The 19,496-nt window shown below is 65.5% G+C and carries 15 protein-coding genes; 7 read left to right on the forward strand and 8 right to left on the reverse strand.

The genetic code is table 11. From position 1 onward, the window contains the following. Window positions 1-94 precede the first annotated feature (94 nt). From RBJ75_RS00695 to RBJ75_RS00730, 8 genes are all read right to left on the reverse strand, one after another. On the reverse strand, window positions 95-1,294 hold the full coding sequence (locus tag RBJ75_RS00695) for a cytochrome P450 (RefSeq protein ID WP_044417434.1): 1,200 nt from the start codon (window positions 1,292-1,294) through the stop codon (window positions 95-97). A gap of 64 nt (window positions 1,295-1,358) precedes the next feature. Next, on the reverse strand, window positions 1,359-1,568 hold the full coding sequence (locus tag RBJ75_RS00700; protein ID WP_044417433.1) for a ferredoxin: 210 nt from the start codon (window positions 1,566-1,568) through the stop codon (window positions 1,359-1,361). 122 nt (window positions 1,569-1,690) lie between these two features. After that, window positions 1,691-3,121 (reverse strand): amidase, encoded by a 1,431-nt coding sequence (locus RBJ75_RS00705; RefSeq protein ID WP_044417432.1) that lies wholly within the window; start codon window positions 3,119-3,121, stop codon window positions 1,691-1,693. A gap of 164 nt (window positions 3,122-3,285) precedes the next feature. Continuing rightward, window positions 3,286-4,758: an amidase gene (locus tag RBJ75_RS00710; protein ID WP_044417431.1), complete on the reverse strand. Its 1,473-nt coding sequence runs from the start codon at window positions 4,756-4,758 to the stop codon at window positions 3,286-3,288. A 125-nt stretch (window positions 4,759-4,883) separates the two neighbouring features. Continuing rightward, on the reverse strand, window positions 4,884-5,663 hold the full coding sequence (locus tag RBJ75_RS00715; RefSeq protein WP_044417429.1) for a hypothetical protein: 780 nt from the start codon (window positions 5,661-5,663) through the stop codon (window positions 4,884-4,886). A 106-nt stretch (window positions 5,664-5,769) separates the two neighbouring features. Continuing rightward, entirely contained in the window at window positions 5,770-6,930 is a 1,161-nt protein-coding gene (locus RBJ75_RS00720) for an alpha/beta hydrolase (RefSeq protein WP_080901237.1), read from the reverse strand. 169 nt (window positions 6,931-7,099) lie between these two features. Then, a complete protein-coding gene (locus RBJ75_RS00725; protein WP_044417425.1) occupies window positions 7,100-8,641 on the reverse strand; it encodes an acyl-CoA synthetase in 1,542 nt (513 codons plus the stop codon). 271 nt (window positions 8,642-8,912) lie between these two features. Continuing rightward, complete coding sequence (locus RBJ75_RS00730) at window positions 8,913-10,085, reverse strand: acetyl-CoA C-acetyltransferase (RefSeq protein WP_044416528.1); 1,173 nt, start codon at window positions 10,083-10,085, stop codon at window positions 8,913-8,915. A 129-nt stretch (window positions 10,086-10,214) separates the two neighbouring features. Here RBJ75_RS00730 and RBJ75_RS00735 point away from each other — a divergent pair, with 129 nt between their 5' ends. From RBJ75_RS00735 to RBJ75_RS00765, 7 genes are all read left to right on the forward strand, one after another. Then, complete coding sequence (locus RBJ75_RS00735) at window positions 10,215-10,886, forward strand: TetR family transcriptional regulator (protein ID WP_044416530.1); 672 nt, start codon at window positions 10,215-10,217, stop codon at window positions 10,884-10,886. Between the two features lie 711 nt (window positions 10,887-11,597). Continuing rightward, window positions 11,598-12,356 (forward strand): SDR family NAD(P)-dependent oxidoreductase, encoded by a 759-nt coding sequence (locus RBJ75_RS00740; protein ID WP_276156676.1) that lies wholly within the window; start codon window positions 11,598-11,600, stop codon window positions 12,354-12,356. A 233-nt stretch (window positions 12,357-12,589) separates the two neighbouring features. Continuing rightward, the gene (locus RBJ75_RS00745) at window positions 12,590-13,396 is read left to right on the forward strand and encodes an enoyl-CoA hydratase/isomerase family protein (protein WP_044409557.1); all 807 of its coding nucleotides are present in this window, start codon (window positions 12,590-12,592) and stop codon (window positions 13,394-13,396) included. Window positions 13,397-13,449: 53 nt separating this feature from the next. Beyond that, window positions 13,450-15,324, forward strand: a complete 1,875-nt coding sequence (locus tag RBJ75_RS00750) for an AMP-binding protein (protein ID WP_044409554.1) — start codon at window positions 13,450-13,452, stop codon at window positions 15,322-15,324. A 186-nt stretch (window positions 15,325-15,510) separates the two neighbouring features. Then, entirely contained in the window at window positions 15,511-16,638 is a 1,128-nt protein-coding gene (locus RBJ75_RS00755; RefSeq protein ID WP_044409551.1) for an acyl-CoA dehydrogenase family protein, read from the forward strand. A 171-nt stretch (window positions 16,639-16,809) separates the two neighbouring features. Further along, window positions 16,810-18,057: an acyl-CoA dehydrogenase gene (locus RBJ75_RS00760; RefSeq protein ID WP_044409549.1), complete on the forward strand. Its 1,248-nt coding sequence runs from the start codon at window positions 16,810-16,812 to the stop codon at window positions 18,055-18,057. Window positions 18,058-18,242: 185 nt separating this feature from the next. Further along, window positions 18,243-19,487 (forward strand): acyl-CoA dehydrogenase, encoded by a 1,245-nt coding sequence (locus RBJ75_RS00765; RefSeq protein ID WP_044409546.1) that lies wholly within the window; start codon window positions 18,243-18,245, stop codon window positions 19,485-19,487. The last annotated feature ends 9 nt before the right edge of the window (window positions 19,488-19,496 follow it).

Genomic DNA, 19,496 nt, shown 5'->3' on the forward strand with positions numbered 1-19,496 from the left:
GAGGGCAATACCAAAGCGCCGCCGCCGGGCGCTATCCCGTGGCTTTGTCAGCTTGTCGTGGTGATCGCCGCGAGCGTAGTGCGCGCGCCGATGCTCAGCTTGGCTTGCCGAACAGCAGCGGCAGCGCCCGCGGCCCGCGCACGGTGCCTTCCGACCATCTGACTTTCTGCGATGGATCGAGCCGGAAGTCCGGAACCCGCTTCAGCCATTCCTCGATCGCGACGGTCATTTCCATCCGCGCCAGATTGGAGCCGACGCAGCGATGGATGCCGAGCCCGAAGGCGACGTGCGGGTTTTCCTTGCGGTCGATCCGGACCTGGTCGGCGTCGGGAAACACCGACGGATCGCGGTTGGCGGCGGGAAACGACAACAGCACCATGTTGCCCGGCTTCATCGGACAGCCGCTGATCTCGGTCTCCTTCATCACCTCGCGCGCCATCGTCACCGGCGCATAGGCGCGCAGGAACTCCTCGATCGCGGTCGGCAGCAGTTCCGGCTCCGCCAGCAGGCGCTCGCGGTCGGCCGGGGTCTTGGCCAGATGCCACAGCGAGGCGCCGATCGCGCTCCAGGTGGTGTCGATCCCGGCGATCAGCAGCAGCCGCAGCGAGCCCAGCACATGGGCGTCGGACAAGGGCTGGCCGGTCTTGTCGCGGGCATTCATCAGCGTCGTGATCAGATCGTCGGTCGGGTGCTGCTTGCGCTTGGCGATATGTCCGGCGAAATAGACGCTCATCTCCTCGACCGCGCGCATCAGGATCGAGGTGTCGGTGATCCCGAGTTCGAGGATCTCGTGGATCCATTTGATGAAGATGTCGCTGTCCTGCTCGGGAATTCCGAGCATATGGGCGATCGCGCGCACCGGAATGTGCTTGGTATATTGCGCCGCGGCGTCGCAGCCATCATCCTCGATGAAATCGTCGATCAGCTCGTTGCAGATCGACCGGATCCGCGGCTCGAGCTGGCGCACCGCGTCGGGCGTGAAGGGCGGCAGCAAGAGCCGCTTGGCCGGCTTGTGTTCGGGCGGATCGGAGGTGATCGGCGGCGCCGGCTGCACCGTCTCGGGCCGCTCATTGCGCACGATGATGCGGCGCGACGAGAAGTGATCGGTGTCGTAGCAGACCTCCTTCACCGCCTCGAAGGTGGTCGGCATATAGACCCCGAGAAAGCGCTCGGTATGGACCACCGGGGCGGCGGCGCGCAGTTCTTGCCAGATCGGATAGGGATCCTCGGTCCAGCGCGGATCGGTGTGGTCGAAGTCGTGAATCCAATCGGTGACGGACAGTAACTCGGTCATGCGACGTATCCTCCGGACGTGATTGGCGCGGCTTGCCGCCGCTGCCGGTTCAACCAGCGTGGCGCTACTCCTCGACGATCTCGATCGCGGCTTCGGGGCAATTCGTCTTGGCCAGCCAGGCCTTGTCGGTCAGGTCGGCCGGCACTGTGCCGTCGCCGATCTCGTGGGCATTGCCATATTTGTCGAGCGAAAACAGCTCGGGCGCCAGCGCCTTGCAGCGCGCATGGCCCTGGCACTTATCCTGATCGACATGGATTTTGAGTCCGCCCGACATCGCGTTCCTCCCCCTGTTCCTTGCCGCGTGTTTGTCGCGGCGTCCGCCTTGCGCTGGCGGATCTGCATGTTGGGCACAGATTATCACGGCGCGGGCGGTGTCCGCCAGCGCCGCGATGGGGCTTACGCCGCGGGGGCCGGGCGCGGGTCGATCGGCGTGGTGCCGCGCAGGCCGAGGATGTCTTCGAGCACTGCGGCGCCGGCCAGCAGCCTGGCGTCGGCGCGCGGCGGCGCCACCATCTGCAGCCCGACCGGCAGCCCCCTGGAGGTGAAGCCGCAGGGCAGCGACAGCGCCGGGCAACACACCAGCGTGATCGCATAGACGATCGCCAGCCATTCGACATAATTGTCGAAGGTCTTTCCGGCGCATTCGGCGACGTAGCGGTTCTCGACCGGGAATGGCGCCACGATGGTGGCCGGGCACAGCAGCAGGTCGTAGGTCTGGAAGAAGGCGAGGGTGCGCGTCGACATCGCCACGCGCTGCGCCTCGGCCCGCGCCAGATCGTCGACCGTCAGCTTCATGCCCTGCTCGATATTCCAGATCACTTCCGGCTTCAGCAGGTCGCGCTTGGTGCGCAGCAGAGCGGCCTTGCTGAGGGCGAAGTCGTAGGCGCGCAGCACCTGGAAGCAATCATGCGCCTCGCTCAAATCGGGATGGGCTTCCTCGACAATGACGCCGGCGTCGGCGAAGCGCATCGCCGCCTTGCGGGTGATGGCGGCGACCTCCGGATCGACCGGGGTGATGCCGAGATCGGGCGAATAGGCCACGCGCAGCGGCTGCTGTCGTGCCCGCGCGGCGGCCAGAAACGAGGTCGCGGGCGATGGCAGCGACGCCGGGTCGGCGGCGTATTCGCCGCTCATCGCGTCGAGCAGCAGCGCCAGATCCTCGACATTGCGCGCCATCGGCCCCTGCTGGCCGAGATTGCGGTCGATCTTGGCGGCCGGCGTATGGGCGACGCGGCCGATGCTCGGCCGCATCCCGACGATGCCGCAGAAGCTCGCCGGATTGCGCAGCGAGCCGCCCATGTCGGAGCCGTGCGCCAGCCAGGCGGTGCCGCTGGCCAGCGCCGCCGCGGCGCCCCCCGACGATCCGGCGGCGGAGCGTGACGTATCCCACGGGTTGCGCGTCGCACCGAACACCTCGTTGAAGGTGTTGGCGCCGGCGCCGAATTCCGGGGTGTTGGACTTGGCATAGACCAGCGCGCCATTGGCCTCGAGATTTTCGACCATCAGGTCGGAGCGCGTCGGGATGGTGTCCTTGAAGATCGGCGAGCCCTGCGTGGTCAGCACGCCGGCCACGGCGGTCAGATCCTTGATCGGCATCGGCATTCCGGCCAATACGCCGCGCTGGCCCAGCGGCTTCTTCATCAGCTCGGCGGCATGCTGGCGAGCGCGATCGAAGCACAACGTCGGCAGCGCATTGACCGCGCCATCGACCTCGGCGATCCGCGCCTCCAACAGGTCGAGCAGATCCAGCGGGGTCACGTCGCCCGCATTGAGTTTGTCGACCACGGCGCATGCCGTTTCCTTGATCAGCTTCGGATCAACTGCCACTCAAGCCTCCAGAGTTTGCGTTATCGCCGACACTGACGACAGCGTCGTCTAGACCATTTCCCGGCAAAGTGTAATCGCGCCGACCGCGTTAGGCCGATGCGCCGAACGCATGATGACCAGGGTATTCGGCGACGCCGTGTGGCGCAGCCGACTCTCGCGGCAACTCAATCCGCGAATAGCGGTGGCGGCGTGAAGCCGCCGAATTCGCGTTCGATCAGTTCGGCCAGTTGCAGCGGCGTGCGGTCCTCGAGCCAGGGGCCGACGATCTGCACGCCGATCGGCAGGCCGTCATCCGACAGCGTCAGCGGGATCGCGGTCGCCGGCAGACCGGGCAGGGTGGCGATGCCGGGCCACACCAATTGGTCAACGTAAGGATGATCGGCGTTGTCGATCCGGATGCGACGCGATTCCTGCGGCTCGCTGTGATCGTGCGGATAGGCCGGCGTCGGCATCACCGGGCAGATCACGGCGTCGAACGATGTGAACAGCTCGCGCCATTGCGCGCGCAGCCGGGTGCGGGCGCCATTGTCCGCCAGCCAGTCGCGATGGCTGAGGCTGATGCCGCGCAGCCGCTCGGCGCCGAGGCTGGTGTCGGCGGCATCGAGCGCCGCCGCGGCGGCTTGCGCGCCGGCATAATCGTCCGGCGCGAAGGAGGCGGCGAGGAACGACAGCAGCATCCGCATATAGAGCCGCGACGAGACGGCGAGGTCCGGCAACAGCGGCGAGCCGCGGGTGATGCTGACGCCGGCCTTCTCCAATTGCCCCGCCAGCGTCGCCACCGCCGCGCCGACATTGGCCGCGGTCGGCAGCAGCGGATGGCTGTCGAGCACCAGCACCCGGAAATCCTTCAGCGCGGCATGGCGCGCGGCCGGCAGCGCCAGCCTGAAACCGACGCCGGCTTCGATCGGATCTGGTTCGGCGATGACGTCGAGCAGCAACGACAGGTCGGCGGCCGAGCGCGCCATCGGCCCGATCACCGACAGGTCGCGCTCGAATGGCAGCGGCGGCAGTGGCGGCGCGGTGTGGCCGCGCGCCGGGCACAGCCCGAAGGTCGGCTTGTGGGCGTAGATCCCGCAATGAAACGCCGGCACCCGCAGCGAGCCGCCGATATCGGAGCCGAGCGACAGCGCGCCATAGCCGGCGGCGAGCGCGGCCGACGATCCGCCGGAGGAGCCGCCCGGCGTCCGGCCGAGATCGAACGGGTTGTTGGTGGTGCCGTAGACCTCGTTGTAGCTCTGCCAGTCGGCGAGCGCGACCGGCACGTTGGTCTTGCCCAGGATCACGCCGCCGGCGGCCTTGACCCGCGCGATCGCCAGCGCATCTTCGGTGGCGACGAAATCCTTCTGTGCCGGAAATCCCCAGGTCGTCGGCGTGCCGGCGACGTTGTAGCTCTCCTTCACCGTCATCGGAATGCCGAGCAGCGGCGCGCTCTCACCCCGCGCCAGGGCGGCGTCGGCGGCGCGCGCGGCGTCGAGGCCGCGCTCGAAATCGCGCACGCAGACCGCGTTGATCTTCGCATCATGGCGCTCGATCCGGTCGATCGTGTCCTGCGCCAGCTCCACCGCGGAGACCTTCTTGGCTTTCAGCGCGGTGGTCAACTCGGTGGCGCTGGCGAAACTCCATGGCGATGCGGTCAAGGCGGGCTCCGTGTGATGAGCGGGTTGCGGGCGTGACATTCAGCGCCCGCGATGATGCGCATTTCCGGGAGTGCCGCAAGCAACCGATCCGTGCGCCCACGTGACAGCGCTGTTTCCGCGCGCCGCTAACCGCCGCGAAAATCCTGCGGCGTGAACCCGAGATCGAGCACCTTCCATTCCTGATACTTGTCCGCCGGCAGCATCGTGAAGGGCTGGCATCGGGTTAGCGCGTCGATTGCGCCATGCATCAGCGCCGGGCCCTTGGCCGAGGCGCTGCCCTGGATCAGGTCGGGCGGCCGCGCCAGCCGGCCATCCGGGGTGAGTGCTACTCGCAACACGATCTTGACCGGGTCGCCGGGCGACAGTGTCGCCGGCAGCGCCGCGCAGGATTTCAGGTGCCGCCGCAACGCGGCGACGCTATCGGCGCTGATATCGGCCTGGGTTTCCGCCGGCGCGTCGAAGTCGGTGTTGGGCGGCAGGCCGAGCAACACCGAATATTTCACGGTGAGGTCGGGCTGCTGCGGGATCGCGGGTGGCAGCGCCGGCGGCGGCGGCGCTGCTTCCGGTTTCGGATCGGCCTGCGGCGGCGGCGCGGCCGATGCCTGCGGCTCGTCCTTTGGCTTGGGCGGTTGTTGCGCCGGTTCAGGCGGAGGTTCGGGCGGTGGCGCTGCCGCCTCGGTGGGCGATGGGGTTGGCTGATCGAGCGGCAGCGGCGTTGGCGGCGTCACTTCCGGCGCCGGAGCTGGCGGCGCCTCCTCGGGCGTCACCACGTCGACCGCGATGGTCTCGACCTTCTCGGTGGCGAAGGGATGCACCTCGGCCAGCACCAGCACCAGCCCGAGCAGCGCTAGATGGGCGACAACCGACGCGGCGGCGCCGGAGCGGATCGGCAATCGTGGCATCATCGGGGTCTGGTCGAGGTCGCAACGCCCATGCCGCGCAGAATAGCCCAGGCGAGGGGGCGATGGACTCTTAATTTCGACCGCGGCGGGTGGCCCGCGATCGGCCGGATCAGGCTGATCCGGTCGCGGCCTTGTCCAGGAATCGCAGCAGCAGCCGGCTGACCTCATCCGGCTGTTCCTGCTGCACCCAATGGCCGGCGCCGTCGATCAGGTCGCAGCCGATCATGTTGCTGCAGGCCGTGCTCTGCATCGCCTCGAACGCGCCCGGCCGCTGATATGTGCCCCAATCCTGCTTGCCGGCGATGAAGCAGGACGGCACGTCGATGCGGCGGCCAGCATAGGTCTCAAGCTCGGCCAGGAACGCGCCGGAGGTGCCGCAGCGATACCATTGCAGCCCGCCCTGGAAGCCGGTGCGGGCATATTCGCCAGCATAGACCGCGAGCTCGTCGTCGGGCAGCCAGCCGCAGGCCGCGGCCGGGGAGGGCATCTGCTCGGCGACGGTCTGCGCCATGGTCTTGATCAGATCCATCACATAATAGGTCGGCAGCTTGGCCAGCTCGGTTGCGGTCCAGCCGGCCAGCGGTGAGGGCGCATTGGCGGCCCAGTCGGCGCTCTTGTGGTGATAATAGCCGCGCAGGAAGTCATGCAGGCCTTGCGGGGCCTGGCGCATGTCGGCATTGGCCTCGCGCGTCGCGTAGTACCATTGATAATGCTTGCGCGGTCGCGGCAATGCGGCGAGCTCGCGATGCACCGGATCTTCGGGCTTGGGCGGCTGCGGCGCATCGGCGATGCCGAATGGCAGCGGCGGCGGTCCGGAAAACGGCGCGCTCATCAGCGCCACCGCGCGAAACACATCCGGTCGCACCAGCGCGCACCAGGCCGCGACCGAGGAGCCGAAATCGTGACCGACCACGGCGTCGACATGGTGATAGCCGAACGCCGCGACCACGCCCAGCGCGTCGCGCACCAGATTGAGCAGCCGGAACGAGCCGAGATCGCCGTCATAATCCGCGTCCCAGCCGGTGGTGCGGCCATAGCCGCGCTGGTCCGGCGCGATCACGTGGTAGCCGGCCGCGGCCAGCTGCGGCATCACCTTGCGCCAGCTGAACGCCAGCTCCGGAAAGCCGTGCAGCAGCAGCACGCAGGGGCGGCCCTCGCTCTCATAGCCGGCCTCCAGTACATGGACACGCAGCCCGTTGACGTCGTCGACGAAGCGCGACCGGATGCCGGGAGGAAGGGGGAGCGCACCAATCGATTCGGGCTCGGTCACGCTTGCGATCTTTCCATTGAATGCGTCGTTCCGGGGCGCGAGCAGCGCGAGCTGCGAGCGAACCCGGAACCTTGCACAGGACGCTGACGGCGCGGTCTGCAGCAGGATTCCGGGTTCGCTCGCCCAAGGGCTCGCGCCCCGGAATGACTGCCGGCGATGAGGCGTCCGCTCACGCCGCAGTTTGCTGCTTGGGCCAGTAGCGATCCTTCAGGTGCCGCTTCACCAGCTTGCCGGTCGGCGTGCGCGGCAGTTCGGCTTCGAAGTCGATGCTCTTCGGGCATTTGATCGGCGACAGATGCTGGCGGCAGAACACGATCAGCCTGTCGGCCAGCGCCTTGTCGGCGGCGACGCCGTCGCGGACCTGCACCACCGCCTTGACCTCCTCGCCCATCTCCTCGTTCGGCACGCCGAACACCGCGACGTCGGCGACGTCGGGATGGGTCAGCAGCACGTCCTCGGTCTCCTGCGGATAGATGTTCACGCCACCGGAGATGATCATGTAGCTCTTGCGGTCAGTGAGATAGAGAAAGCCCTCGGCGTCGACATAGCCGACATCGCCGAGCGTCGACCAGCCTTTGTCGTTATAAGCCCGCTTGGTCTTGTCCGGATCGTTGTGATAGCTGAAAACCGGCGCGTCGGCGAAATACACGGTGCCGATCTCGCCTGTCGGCATTTCCTCGTCGGTCTCGCCGAGAATCTTGACCTTGCCGACCACGGCCTTGCCGACGGTGCCGCGATGGCTCAGCCATTGCTGTGAATTCGACACCGTGACGCCATTGCCCTCGGAGCCGGCATAATATTCGATCAGGATTGGTCCCCACCAGTCGATCATTTTGGCCTTGACGTCGACCGGGCAGGGCGCCGCGGCGTGGATCGCGCTCTTCAACGAGGACACGTCGTAGCGCGCGCGCACCTCCTCGGGCAGCTTCAGCATCCGCACGAACATCGTCGGCACCAGCTGCGACGTGGTGATCTTGTGCTTCTCCACCAGCTTCAGGAATTCCTCGGCGTCGAAGGATTCCATGATGATCGAGGTGCCTCCGAGCGTGATCGCCATCATGTTGAAGCGCAAGGGGGCGGCGTGATACAGCGGCGCCGGCGACAGATAGATGCTGTCGGCGTCCATCCCGCACATGTCGGCGCATAGGATTTTCAGGAACGGACTAGGCAGTTCGATCGGATTGTTCTCGGAGGCCCGTTTGATGCCCTTGGGCCGGCCGGTGGTGCCCGACGAATACAGCATGTCATAGCCGGCGACCTGGTCGGCGATCGGTCTGGCCGGCTGCGCGCCGGCCTCGCGGTCCCAGGAGCGGAAGCCCGGCGAGGGCTCGTCGACCATGAAGAAGGCGACGTCCGGCGCGGCGCCGACCAATGGTGTGATCACCTCGCCGCCCTTCGGCGAGGTGATCACGACCTTGGCGCCGCAATCCTGGACGATATAGGCGATCTCGTCCGGCTTCAAATAGCGGCTGATTGCGGTGTAATACAGGCCCGCGCGCTGCGCCGCCCAGCAGATCTCCATGAAGGCCAGCCGGTTCTCCATCAGCAGCGCGACGTGATCGCCGGCCTTGAGACCGAGCGCGCGGAACAGCTGCGCGCCCTGATTGGAGAGCTCGTCGAGCTCGCGATAGGTGATGGCCTTGCCGGAGCCGGCCATCTGATAGGCGATTTTGTCGGGCTGGGTCTTGGCGTGGATCGACGGATGGGTCATGGGCGAGTCCTCATTGATCGATATTGGCGGATGGGTCCGCTCGATTTGTTGTTGCTCAGTTTGCGGGATGATGCCGGTCGGCTCAACCCGTCACGCGGTACCACAGGCTAAGGAGTGCGCCGCATCCTCGGCGCCTCATGGTGAGGAGCGCGCAGCTTTGCGCGCGTCTCGAACCATGAGGATGGTCGGCCTCATCCTTCGAGACGCCCGACTTCGCCCTTCGGGCTTCGCCGGGCTCCTCAGGATGAGGGACGCCCTCTAGGGACGCTTTCTACAGCCGCTCGACGATGGTGACATTGGCCATGCCACCACCTTCGCACATTGTCTGCAAGCCGTAGCGCTTGTTCTGCTGCTTCAGCGCATGGACCAGCGTGGTCATCAGCTTGGTGCCGGAGCCGCCCAGCGGATGGCCGAGCGCGATCGCGCCGCCATTGACGTTGAGCCTTGCGGGATTGGCGCCGGTGGTCTTCAGCCAGGCCGCCGGCACCGAGGCGAAGGCTTCGTTGACCTCGAACAGGTCGATGTCGTCGATCTTCATGCCGGCCTTTTTCAGCGCGCGTTCGGTGGCCGGCAAGGGGGCTTCCAGCATGATCACCGGATCGCCGCCGATCATGGTCATATGATGGATCCGCGCCATCGGCGCGATGCCGAGCTGCTTGAGCCCTTTCTCATTGACGATCATAACGCCAGAGGCGCCGTCGCAGATCTGGCTGGCGGAGGCGGCCGAGAGTTTGCCGCCTTCCTGGATCAGCTTGACCGCCTTGATGCCGTCGAGCGTGGCGTCGAAGCGGATGCCCTCGTCGATGTGATGGGTGTCGGTGGAGCCGTCGGCGCGGGTGATCTGCAGCGGCACGATCTCGTCCTTGAACCGGCCCGCTTGCGTCGCGGCGATCGCGCGCCGATGGCTGTTATAAGCGAATTCGTCGAGTTCGTCCTTCGACAGCCCGTATTTCTCCGCCATCATTTCGGCGCCGCTGAACTGGCTGAACTGGATGTTGGGATAGAGCGTCTCCATCCGCGGGCTCTTGTAATTGCCCATGCCGGCCTTGGCGGCGAGAATGCTGGGCGAGCCCATCGGCACCCTTGTCATGCTCTCGACGCCGGCCGCGATCACGATATCCATGGTGCCCGCCATCACCGCCTGGGCGGCGAAATGCAGCGCCTGCTGCGAGGAGCCGCACTGCCGGTCGATCGAGGTGCCGGGCACGCTTTCCGGCAGCTTCGAGGCCAGCACTGCATTGCGCCCGACATTGACCGCCTGCTCGCCACCCTGGCCGACGCAGCCCATCAACACGTCTTCGACCGCCGCCGGATCGACGCCGGAACGCTCGACCAGCGAATCGAGCACCGAGGCGGCGAGGTCGACCGGATGCCAGCCGGCAAGACGGCCTCCCCGGCGGCCGCCGGCGGTGCGTGCGGCGGCGACGATATAGGCCTCGGCCATGAGCATTCTCCCTGTTTTATTGGCTTGCCGGTAGGCGGATGCGCGGGATTTAAGTGGTGGTGCACGATTTAGTCAATCGATCAATTAAACGCTTGAGCGGGAGCCCGGCATGCGCTATCTGCGATGGCGATGGCAGCGCAATTGAACATCTCCACGGCGGCACGGGTCCCGACCGGCAAGAACCACACAGCCGAAAAGCTGTTGGTCGCGGCTGGCGAACTCATGATCGAGCGCAATTCGGTGGAGATCTCGCTTGCCGACATCGCGCATAAATCCGGCGTCAACGCCGCGCTGGTGAAGTATCATTTCGGCAATAAAGAAGGCCTGATGCTGGCGCTGTTGGCGCGCGATGCTGCCAACGAGACCTCGCAGCTCAATTACCTGCTGGCGCAGCCGATCTCGTCGGCCGCAAAACTGAAACTGCATATCTCCGGCATCATCCGGGCATATCACCAGTTCCCCTATATGAACCGGCTGATCCATCATCTGCTGCACGGGTCGAGCAGCGACGCCGCCGATGCGGTGGCGAAGTTTTTCGTCGGACCCTTGCTGGATTTCCATCGCCGGCTGCTCGCCGAAGGCGTGGCGTCGGGCGAATTCCGCAAGGTCGATCCGGTGCTGTTCTACACCAGCCTGATCGGCGCCTGCGATCACCTGTTTTTCGGACGGCACGCAATGTCGCGGGCGATCGGGGTTGGCCCGATCACCGAAGACGTCTGCCGCGCCTATATCGCTCATATCGAACAACTCACCCTCGGCGGCCTGCTGGCGCCGAAACAGCGGAGCGCAGTCGCCGGGTGAGGCAGGACTAACAACAAGAAGAAACGGCCCAAGGACAACTGGAAGACTCAATAAGGCTCAACAAGAAACTACCGGGAAACGCCCAAGGATAATTCCACACTAAAAAGAAACGGCCGAAGAAACGCCCAAGGATCAGTTTTGGACCTGCCCGCAAGAGGCAGGCGAAAGAAACTCCAGGCGATGCCCAAGGATCGACTGAGCCAATCAAGAAAAGACCAGGAAACGCCCAACACTCTTTTTCAACCGGATCAAACAACAACCCGGACAATCGGGGACACGCCCAAGGATAAGCCCAAGGATAAGCTTCAAGAACAAAAGCCAACGGGAAACGCCCAAGGAATCAATGCGAGAACCGGATACAGCAATAATCCGGAACGTCGGGGAAACGCCCAAGGACACGCCCAAAGACTAGTTTCAAGAACAACCGAAGCAATCGGGAAACGCCCAAGGACCTCTCTTCAAGAATCGCACTTCAAGGATCTGGCCTCAAGGACATCGTCTCGAGGATCTGGCCCCAAGGTTCTCGCCTCAAGCCTCGCGGATCTGACGCCAAAGGTCTGGTGCCAAAGCTCTGGCTCCGAGGATCTCCCCAGCCAGGATCCCCGCCTGGATTTCCAGGCTCAATCAATGCCAGTCTCGAATCGGGCCAGGGTCCGGGTCGGGCACAGGTTTCAAGGCCAAGCCAAAACGCCCAAGGAAAGGGATTGTACGATGCAGTTGAAAGACGTCTCCGTTCTCATCACCGGCGGAGGGTCCGGCCTCGGCGCCGCGACCGCGCGCGCGATGGCTGCCAAGGGCGCCAAGGTCGCCGTGCTCGATATGAACAAGGACAATGCCGAGAAGGTGGCCGCCGAGATCGGCGGCGTCGCCTGTGTGGGTGACGTGTCCGAAGAGGCTCCGGTCAAGGCCGCGATCGAGAAGGCCGAGGCGGCCCACGGCACGATCCGCGTGCTGGTCAATTGCGCCGGCATCGGCGGCGCTGTGAAGACCGTCGGCAAGAACGGCGCCTATCCGCTCGATCACTTCACCCGCATCATCAAGGTCAATCTGATCGGCTCGTTCAACTGCATCCGCCTCGTCGCCGAGCGCATGCAGAACGCGCCGACGGTCGGCGAGGAGCGTGGCGTCTGCATCAATACCGCATCCGTCGCGGCGTTCGACGGCCAGATCGGCCAGGCCGGCTATTCGGCCTCCAAGGGCGGCATCGTCGGCATGACGCTGCCGGTGGCGCGCGACCTCGCCTCGATGAAGATCCGCGTCATGACCATCGCGCCCGGCCTGTTCCTGACGCCGCTGCTGATGGGCTTGAGCGAGGAAGCGCAGAAGAGCCTCGGCGCCCAGGTGCCGCATCCGGCCCGGCTCGGCGATCCGTCGGAATACGCCTCGCTCGCGGTGCAGATCGTCGAGAACCCGATGCTCAACGGCGAGACCATCCGTCTCGACGGTGCGATCCGGATGGCGCCGCGCTAGGCGGCGACAAGCGAGCACGAACTAACCCTCTCCCCCTGTGGGAGAGGGTGGCGAGCGAAGCTCGCCGGGTGAGGGGGTGCCGCGAGTCCGACCCCTCACCGGGCAGACATCGCAGCCAACGCAAACAATCCCTCTCCCACAAGGGGAGCGGCGCTGCAACGACCGCCGCAATCGGCGAAACAATAAGCCCTGGCTTCGCAGGGTAACAGAAAACGAGTTGCGGGAGTAATGGCGTGACCAAGGCCCTGTTGATCGACCATGCCGACGGCGTCGATTGGGTGACGCTGAATCGGCCCGACAGTCTCAATGCCCTCAATCCCGAATTGGTCGACGCGCTCAACGCCTATTTCGGCCAGTTGCAGCGCAACCGCGACACCCGCCTCGTGGTGCTGAAGGGCGCCGGCAAGAATTTCTGCGCCGGGCTCGATCTCAAGGAAGCCATGGCGCGCCGTGCCACGCGGCAGGAGCCGCCGGGCGTCACCGAGTCCTTGGATTCGCAGCGCCGGATCGCCGACATCGTGATGCTGATGCGGCGCTGTCCGCAGCCGATCATCGCATTGGTGCAGGGCGCGGCGGCCGGCGGCGGTTTTGCGCTGGCGCTGGCAGCCGACATTCGCATCGCCGGGCGTTCGGCGCGGATGAACTGCGCCTTCATCAAACTCGGTCTCGGCGGCTGCGACATCGGCACCTCCTATTTCCTGCCCCGTTTGGTAGGCGTGTCGGTGGCGTCCGAACTGATCCTGACCGGGCGCTTCATCGGCGCCGAACGCGCGCTGATGACCGGCCTGGTTTCCGAAGTGGTCGAGGATGATCAGCTCGACGCAGCTGCCGCTCCCTTCATCGACGCCATGCTGGCGGCATCGCCGATCGGGCTGCGGCTGTCGAAGGAATGTCTCAACATGGCGGTCGACGCCGGTTCCATCGAGCAGGTGGTCGCGATGGAAGATCGCAACCAGGTGCTGTGTTCCCGCTCGGAGGATTTCGACGAGGGCATCAGCGCATTTCTGGAAAAGCGCAAGCCGGTCTATATTCGACGCTAGAGACGACGATCTCGATCGGCCCGACAAGAGGCTGCGACAATGGGAGAAGCCAGATGACCGCAAGCGCCGCCGCCGTGATGGACAAGCCGGCCTTTCGCAAGATCGACTGGTTGCCGCGGGACATCGCCGTCGACCGCCGCCCCGACGGCGTGATCGTGCTGAAGTCGAAATTTCCGCTGAATGAATACGAGCCGCATATCCCGGCAGCGCTGGCGCGTTGGGCCAAGGAGCGGCCGGATCGGATCTGGTTGGCGCAGCGCACGGGCCCGCAGCGGCAATGGCGCAAGCTCAGCTATGGCGAGGCCAAGGCCAGCGTCGACGGGCTGACCCAGGGCATTCTCAATCGGCAACTGCCGGCCGGACGGCCGGTGGCGATCCTGTCGGGCAATTCGATCGAGCACGCGCTGATGACCCAGGCGGCGATGCAGGCGCGCACTCCGGCGGCGCCGGTGTCGCCGGCCTATTCGCTGATGAGCCACGACCACGTCAAATTGAAATATCTGTTCGATCTGGTGAAGCCGGCGCTGGTGCTGGTGCAGGACGCCGGCGCTTTCGCCAAGGCGCTGCGCGCGCTCGATCTGACCGGCGTGACCGTGGTCCATGTCACGGGTCCGGTCGAGGGCATTCCCAGCATTCCCTTCGCCGATCTGGCCGCGACGCCGGTGACCCAGCAGGTCGCCGATTCGATCGCGCAGATCACGCCCGACACCGTCGGCAAGCTGCTGTTCACCTCGGGCTCGACCGGGATGCCGAAGGCGGTGATCAATACCCAGGCGATGATGTGCGCCAATGCGGCGATGATGATGCAGGTGCGGCCGCGCGATCCGAATGGCCCGCAAGCGACCTATCTCGACTGGATGCCGTGGAACCACACCATGGGCGGCAACGCGCTGTTCAATCCGGTGCTGATCGAAGGCGGCACGCTGTATATCGACGACGGCCGGCCGATGCCCGGCCTGATCGACGAGACGCTGCGCAATCTGCGCGAGGTCTCGCCGACTTACTACGCCAATGTCCCGGCCGGCTACGCTGCGCTCGCCAGCGCGATGGAGAAGGACGACGCGCTGTGCCGGTCGTTCTTCAAGAATCTCGGGCTGATGGCCTATGGCGGCGCGCGGCTGCCGGATGATCTGTTCGACCGCATGCAGGCCTTGGCGGTGCGCGCCACCGGGCAGCGCATCGTGTTCTACACCGGCTATGGCTCGACCGAGACCGCGCCGACCTCGACCGGCACCTATTGGGACACCGAGCGCGTCGGCCTGATCGGGCTGCCATTCCCCGGCGTCGAATTGAAGATGATCCCGATCGGCGACAAATACGAATTGCGGTTGCGCGGCGTCAACGTCACGCCGGGCTATTACGGCCGTCCCGATCTCACCGAGGCCGCGTTCGACGAGGAGGGCTTCTACAAGATCGGCGACGCCGGCGTGTTCGTCGACAAGGACGATCCGGTGCAGGGCATCATCTTCGCCGGCCGCGTGGTCGAAGATTTCAAGCTGATGACCGGCACCTTCGTCCATGTCGGCTCGGTGCGCACCGATGCGATCGCCGCCGCGACGCCGGTGATCCAGGACGCGCTGGTGGCCGGGCAGGACCGTCCCTTCATCGGCTTGTTGGCTTGGCCTAATCTGCACGCCTGCCGGCAGATCGTCGGCAATCCGGACGCGACTTACGAGGACGTGGTGAAGCATCCCGCGGTGCTGGCGGCGCTGCGCAAGGGGCTCGAGACGCATAATGCGACCACCGAAGGCGCCAGCTCGATGCGCGTCGCCCGCGTGATGCTGATGACCGAGCCGGCCTCGATCGACGGCAATGAACTCACCGACAAGGGTTACATCAACCAGCGCGCCGGCCTCGAACGCCGCGCCGATCTGGTGGCGCGGCTCTATGCCGAGCATCCGGATCCGGATGTGATGGTGCTGCAGTGAACCGCCCCCCGCCGTCATTGCGAGGAGCACCGGATCGGCGCATTCCGCGCCGTCCGGCACAGGCTCCGCGACGAAGCAATCCAGGGCTCAGCATTCTGCGCCCCTGGATTGCTTCGCTTCGCTCGCAATGACGATGCAATGAGCGATACCGACAACAAACTTTAGATTCCGAGCAGAGGCAGACCCATGAATTTCGATTTCTCCGACGACCAGAAGCAGCTCCGCGATCAGGCCCGGCGCTTTCTCGCCGAGAAGTGCCCGCCGAAGGCGGTGCGCGCGGTGCTTGAGGGCAAGGCCGATTATGACCGCGAGCTGTGGAAGGGGCTGGCCGAGATGGGCTTTCTCGGCGTGGCGATTCCGGAGGAATATGGCGGGGCTGGCGCCGGCCATCTCGAACTCTGCGTGATCGCCGAGGAGATCGGCCGCGCGCTGGCGCCGGTGCCGTTTTCCTCCACGGTGTATCTGGCCGCCGAAGCCCTGATGCTGGCCGGTTCCGAGGCGCAGAAGAAGAAATGGTTGCCGGCGATCGCGTCGGGCGAGGCGATCGGCACGCTGGCGCTGTTCGAAGGCCCCGGCAATCCCTCGCCGCAGGCGATCAAGCTCGCGGCGGCCAACGGCACGCTGACCGGCACCAAGAAGCCGGTCGCCGACGGCGCCATCGCGGATTTCGCCATCGTGGCGGCGCGCAGCGGATCCGGCGGGCGCGAGACCGACATCTCGCTGTTCCTGGTCGAGCTCAAATCCGGCGGCGTCGAGGCCAAGCCGTTGCAGAATGTCGATCCGTCGCGCCAGCAAGCCGAACTCACCTTCACCAATGCCAAGGCCGAAGCACTCGGCCCCGCCAATGAAGGCTGGAGCATTCTGTCCCGCGTGCTCGATCGCGCCGCGGTGCTGATCGGCTTCGAACAGGTCGGCGGCTCCGACCGCGCGCTGGAAATGGGCCGCGACTACGCGCTCGACCGCATCGCCTTCGGCCGCCAGATCGGTTCGTTTCAGGCGGTGAAGCACATGCTGGCCGACATGTATGTGTCGGCGACGCTGGCGCGCTCGAATTGCTATTACGGCGCCTGGGCGCTGTCGACCAATGCGGCGGAACTGCCGGAAGCCGCCGCCGCGGCAAGGATCAGCGCCACCCAGGCGTTCCAGCATTGCTCCAAGAACAACATCCAGGTCCATGGCGGCATGGGCTTCACCTGGGAGTTCGACTGCCATCTGTATTATCGCCGCTCCAACGCGCTGGCGCTGTCGCTGGGCTCGCTGTCCTATTGGGAAGACGCCCTGATCGACCGCATGCGCAAGAAGAACGCGGCTTAACAAAGGCCATAACTAATCGACAGAGATGCAGTCCGCAGAAAATGTCATTTGTGTTCGTCATTGCGAGCGAAGCGAAGCAATCCAGGGCGCCGAGCGCCGTGCTCTGGATTGGTTCGTCGCTCCGCTCCTCGCAATGACGACCGAGGCGACGAGCGTGCGTGAGGATCAACCATGAATTTCGACGATACCCGGCAGGAAGCCGAATTCCGCAGTCTGGCGCGCGAATGGATCGCCGCCAATGCGCCCAGGCAATATGAGGGGGAGCTGAAGAAGGCATCGCTCGGCCGCACCCAGCTCAAGGATGCGAATATTCTGGACGTCGCCAAGGCCTGGCAGAAGAAGAAGGCCGAGGCCGGCTGGGCGGTGCCGCATTGGCCGAAGGATTATGGCGGTCGCGGCGCCTCGCCGATCGAGCGGGTGATCTGGCAGCAGGAGGAGGGCGTCTATGGCAAGCTCGGCGCGCTGTTCATCATCGGCCAGGGCATGTGCGGCCCGACCATGATGGCCTATGCGACCGAGGACCAGAAGCGACACTATCTGCCGCCGCTGGCGTCGGGCGAAAACATCTGGTGCCAGCTGTTCTCCGAACCGGCCGGCGGCTCCGACGTCGCGGGCCTTCGCACCCGCGCCGAAAAGGATGGCGACGACTGGGTCATCAACGGCCAGAAGATCTGGACCTCGGGGGCGCATTATTCCGACTATGGCATCCTGATCACCCGCACCGACCCCAACGTGCCCAAGCACAAGGGGCTGACGATGTTCTTCCTCGACATGAAGAGCCAGGGTGTCGAGATCAAGCCGATCAAGCAGGCCAATGGCAATTCGGATTTCAACGAGGTGTATTTCACCGATGTCCGAATTCCGGACAGCCAGCGGCTCGGCGCCGTGGGTGACGGCTGGAACGTATCTTTGACCACGCTGATGAACGAGCGGATGTCGATCGGCGCCAATGTGGCGACCGGCTTTCCCGAATTGTTCGAGTTCTGCAGCAATCTGATGCTCGAGGATGGTCTTGCGATCGACGACCGCGCGGTGCGCTCCAAGCTCGCCAATTGGGCGGTGCGCGCCTCCGGCTTGAAGTACACCTCGTTCCGCGCGATCTCGGCGCTGTCGCGTGGCGATCGGCCGGGGCCGGAGAATTCGATCGGCAAGCTGGTGGCCGGATCGATGATCCAGGATGTCGCCACCTATGCGCTCGATCTGCAGGGCGCCGCCGGCGTGCTGATGGGGCCGGATGACGCCGAGGCCGCCGGAAAATTCCAGGCGATGCTGCTGCGCTCGCCCGCCACCCGCGTCGAGGGCGGCACCGACGAGATCCTGCGCAACATCATCGCCGAGCGCGTGCTCGGCCTGCCCGGCGACATTCGCGTCGACAAGGACGTGCCGTTCAACAAGATTCCGACCAGGGGGCGGGGATAAACTTCACCGTGTCCCGGACCAGGCGCTGCGCGCAGCGCTGCGCCGCAGATCCGGGACCCCGGTTGCAGCGCCGACAACAAGACACCGGGGCCCCGGATCAGCAGTGCACCACGCCGCAGGAGCGGCTTGTTGCGCTGCATCCGGGGCACGAGAACTTCACCGATTTACGATGAGGACCATGCCAGATGAATTTCGATGACACCCCGCAGGAAGCCGCGTTCCGCGCCGAGGCCCGCCAATGGATCGCGGCCAACGCGCCGAAGCAGTTCGAGGAGGAACTGACCAAGGCGCCGCTCGGCCGCATCAGGCTGAAGGGCGCCGACATCGTCGAGGTCGGCAAGGCCTGGCAGAAGAAGAAGGCCGAGGGCGGCTGGGCCTGCCTGAACTGGCCGAAGGATTATGGCGGCCGCGGCGCCAGCCCGATCGAGAAGGTGATCTGGCAGCAGGAAGAGGGCATCTATGGCAAGCTCACCAGCCCGTTCTCGATCGGCGAGGGGATGTGCGGCCCCACCGTGATGGCGTTCGCCTCCGAGGACCACAAGCGGACCTTGCTGCCGAAACTGGCCTCGGGCGAGCACATCTGGTGTCAGCTGTTCTCGGAGCCCGCCGGCGGCTCCGACGTCGCCGGCCTGCGCACCCGCGCCGAGAAGGATGGCGACGACTGGATCATCAACGGCCAGAAGATCTGGACCTCAGGCGCGCATTATTCCGACTACGGCATCCTGCTGACGCGCACGGATCCCAACATGCCCAAGCACAAGGGCTTGACGATGTTCATCGTCGACATGAAAAGCCCCGGCGTCGAGGTCAAGCCGATCAAGCAGGCCAACGGCCAGTCGGACTTCAACGAGGTGTTCTTCACCAATGTGCGGATTCCCGATCACCAGCGGCTCGGCGCCGTCGGCGATGGCTGGAACGTGTCGCTCACCACGCTGATGAACGAGCGGATGTCGATCGGCGCCCGGCTCGCCACCGGCTTTCCGGAGATCTTCGAGTTCTGCAGCAACCTGATGACGGATGGGGGGCTGGCGATCGACGATCGCGCCACCCGCTCGAAGCTGGCGAAATGGGCGGTGCAGGCCTCCGGGCTGAAATACACCAGCCACCGCGCGGTGTCGGCGCTGTCCAAGGGCGAGCGGCCGGGGCCGGAGAATTCGATCGGCAAGCTGGTGGCCGGCAGCATGATGCAGGACATCGCCAGCTTCGCGATGGACCTCGAAGGCGCCGCCGGCGCGTTGACCGATCCGGCGGAGGCAAGTGCCGGCGGCCAGTTTCAGGCGATGCTGCTGTCGTCGCCGGGCATGCGGATCGCCGGCGGCACCGACGAGATCCTGCGCAACATCATCGCCGAGCGCGTTCTCGGCTTGCCCGGCGATATCCGGGTCGACAAGAATGTGCCGTTCAACAAGATCCCGACCAAGGGGCGCTAGTGTTTCGCG

The organism is Rhodopseudomonas sp. BAL398, from assembly GCF_033001325.1.
In the GTDB taxonomy this organism is placed as follows: domain Bacteria; phylum Pseudomonadota; class Alphaproteobacteria; order Rhizobiales; family Xanthobacteraceae; genus JARJEH01.

Coding starts and splice junctions, on each gene's coding strand:
- RBJ75_RS00695 (WP_044417434.1), bottom strand. CDS start 1,294: ATGACCGAGTTACTGTCCGTCACCGATTGGATTCACGACTTCGACCAC.
- RBJ75_RS00700 (WP_044417433.1), bottom strand. CDS start 1,568: ATGTCGGGCGGACTCAAAATCCATGTCGATCAGGATAAGTGCCAGGGC.
- RBJ75_RS00715 (WP_044417429.1), bottom strand. CDS start 5,663: ATGATGCCACGATTGCCGATCCGCTCCGGCGCCGCCGCGTCGGTTGTC.
- RBJ75_RS00725 (WP_044417425.1), bottom strand. CDS start 8,641: ATGACCCATCCGTCGATCCACGCCAAGACCCAGCCCGACAAAATCGCC.
- RBJ75_RS00730 (WP_044416528.1), bottom strand. CDS start 10,085: ATGGCCGAGGCCTATATCGTCGCCGCCGCACGCACCGCCGGCGGCCGC.
- RBJ75_RS00735 (WP_044416530.1), top strand. CDS start 10,215: ATGGCAGCGCAATTGAACATCTCCACGGCGGCACGGGTCCCGACCGGC.
- RBJ75_RS00740 (WP_276156676.1), top strand. CDS start 11,598: ATGCAGTTGAAAGACGTCTCCGTTCTCATCACCGGCGGAGGGTCCGGC.
- RBJ75_RS00750 (WP_044409554.1), top strand. CDS start 13,450: ATGACCGCAAGCGCCGCCGCCGTGATGGACAAGCCGGCCTTTCGCAAG.
- RBJ75_RS00755 (WP_044409551.1), top strand. CDS start 15,511: ATGAATTTCGATTTCTCCGACGACCAGAAGCAGCTCCGCGATCAGGCC.
- RBJ75_RS00760 (WP_044409549.1), top strand. CDS start 16,810: ATGAATTTCGACGATACCCGGCAGGAAGCCGAATTCCGCAGTCTGGCG.
- RBJ75_RS00765 (WP_044409546.1), top strand. CDS start 18,243: ATGAATTTCGATGACACCCCGCAGGAAGCCGCGTTCCGCGCCGAGGCC.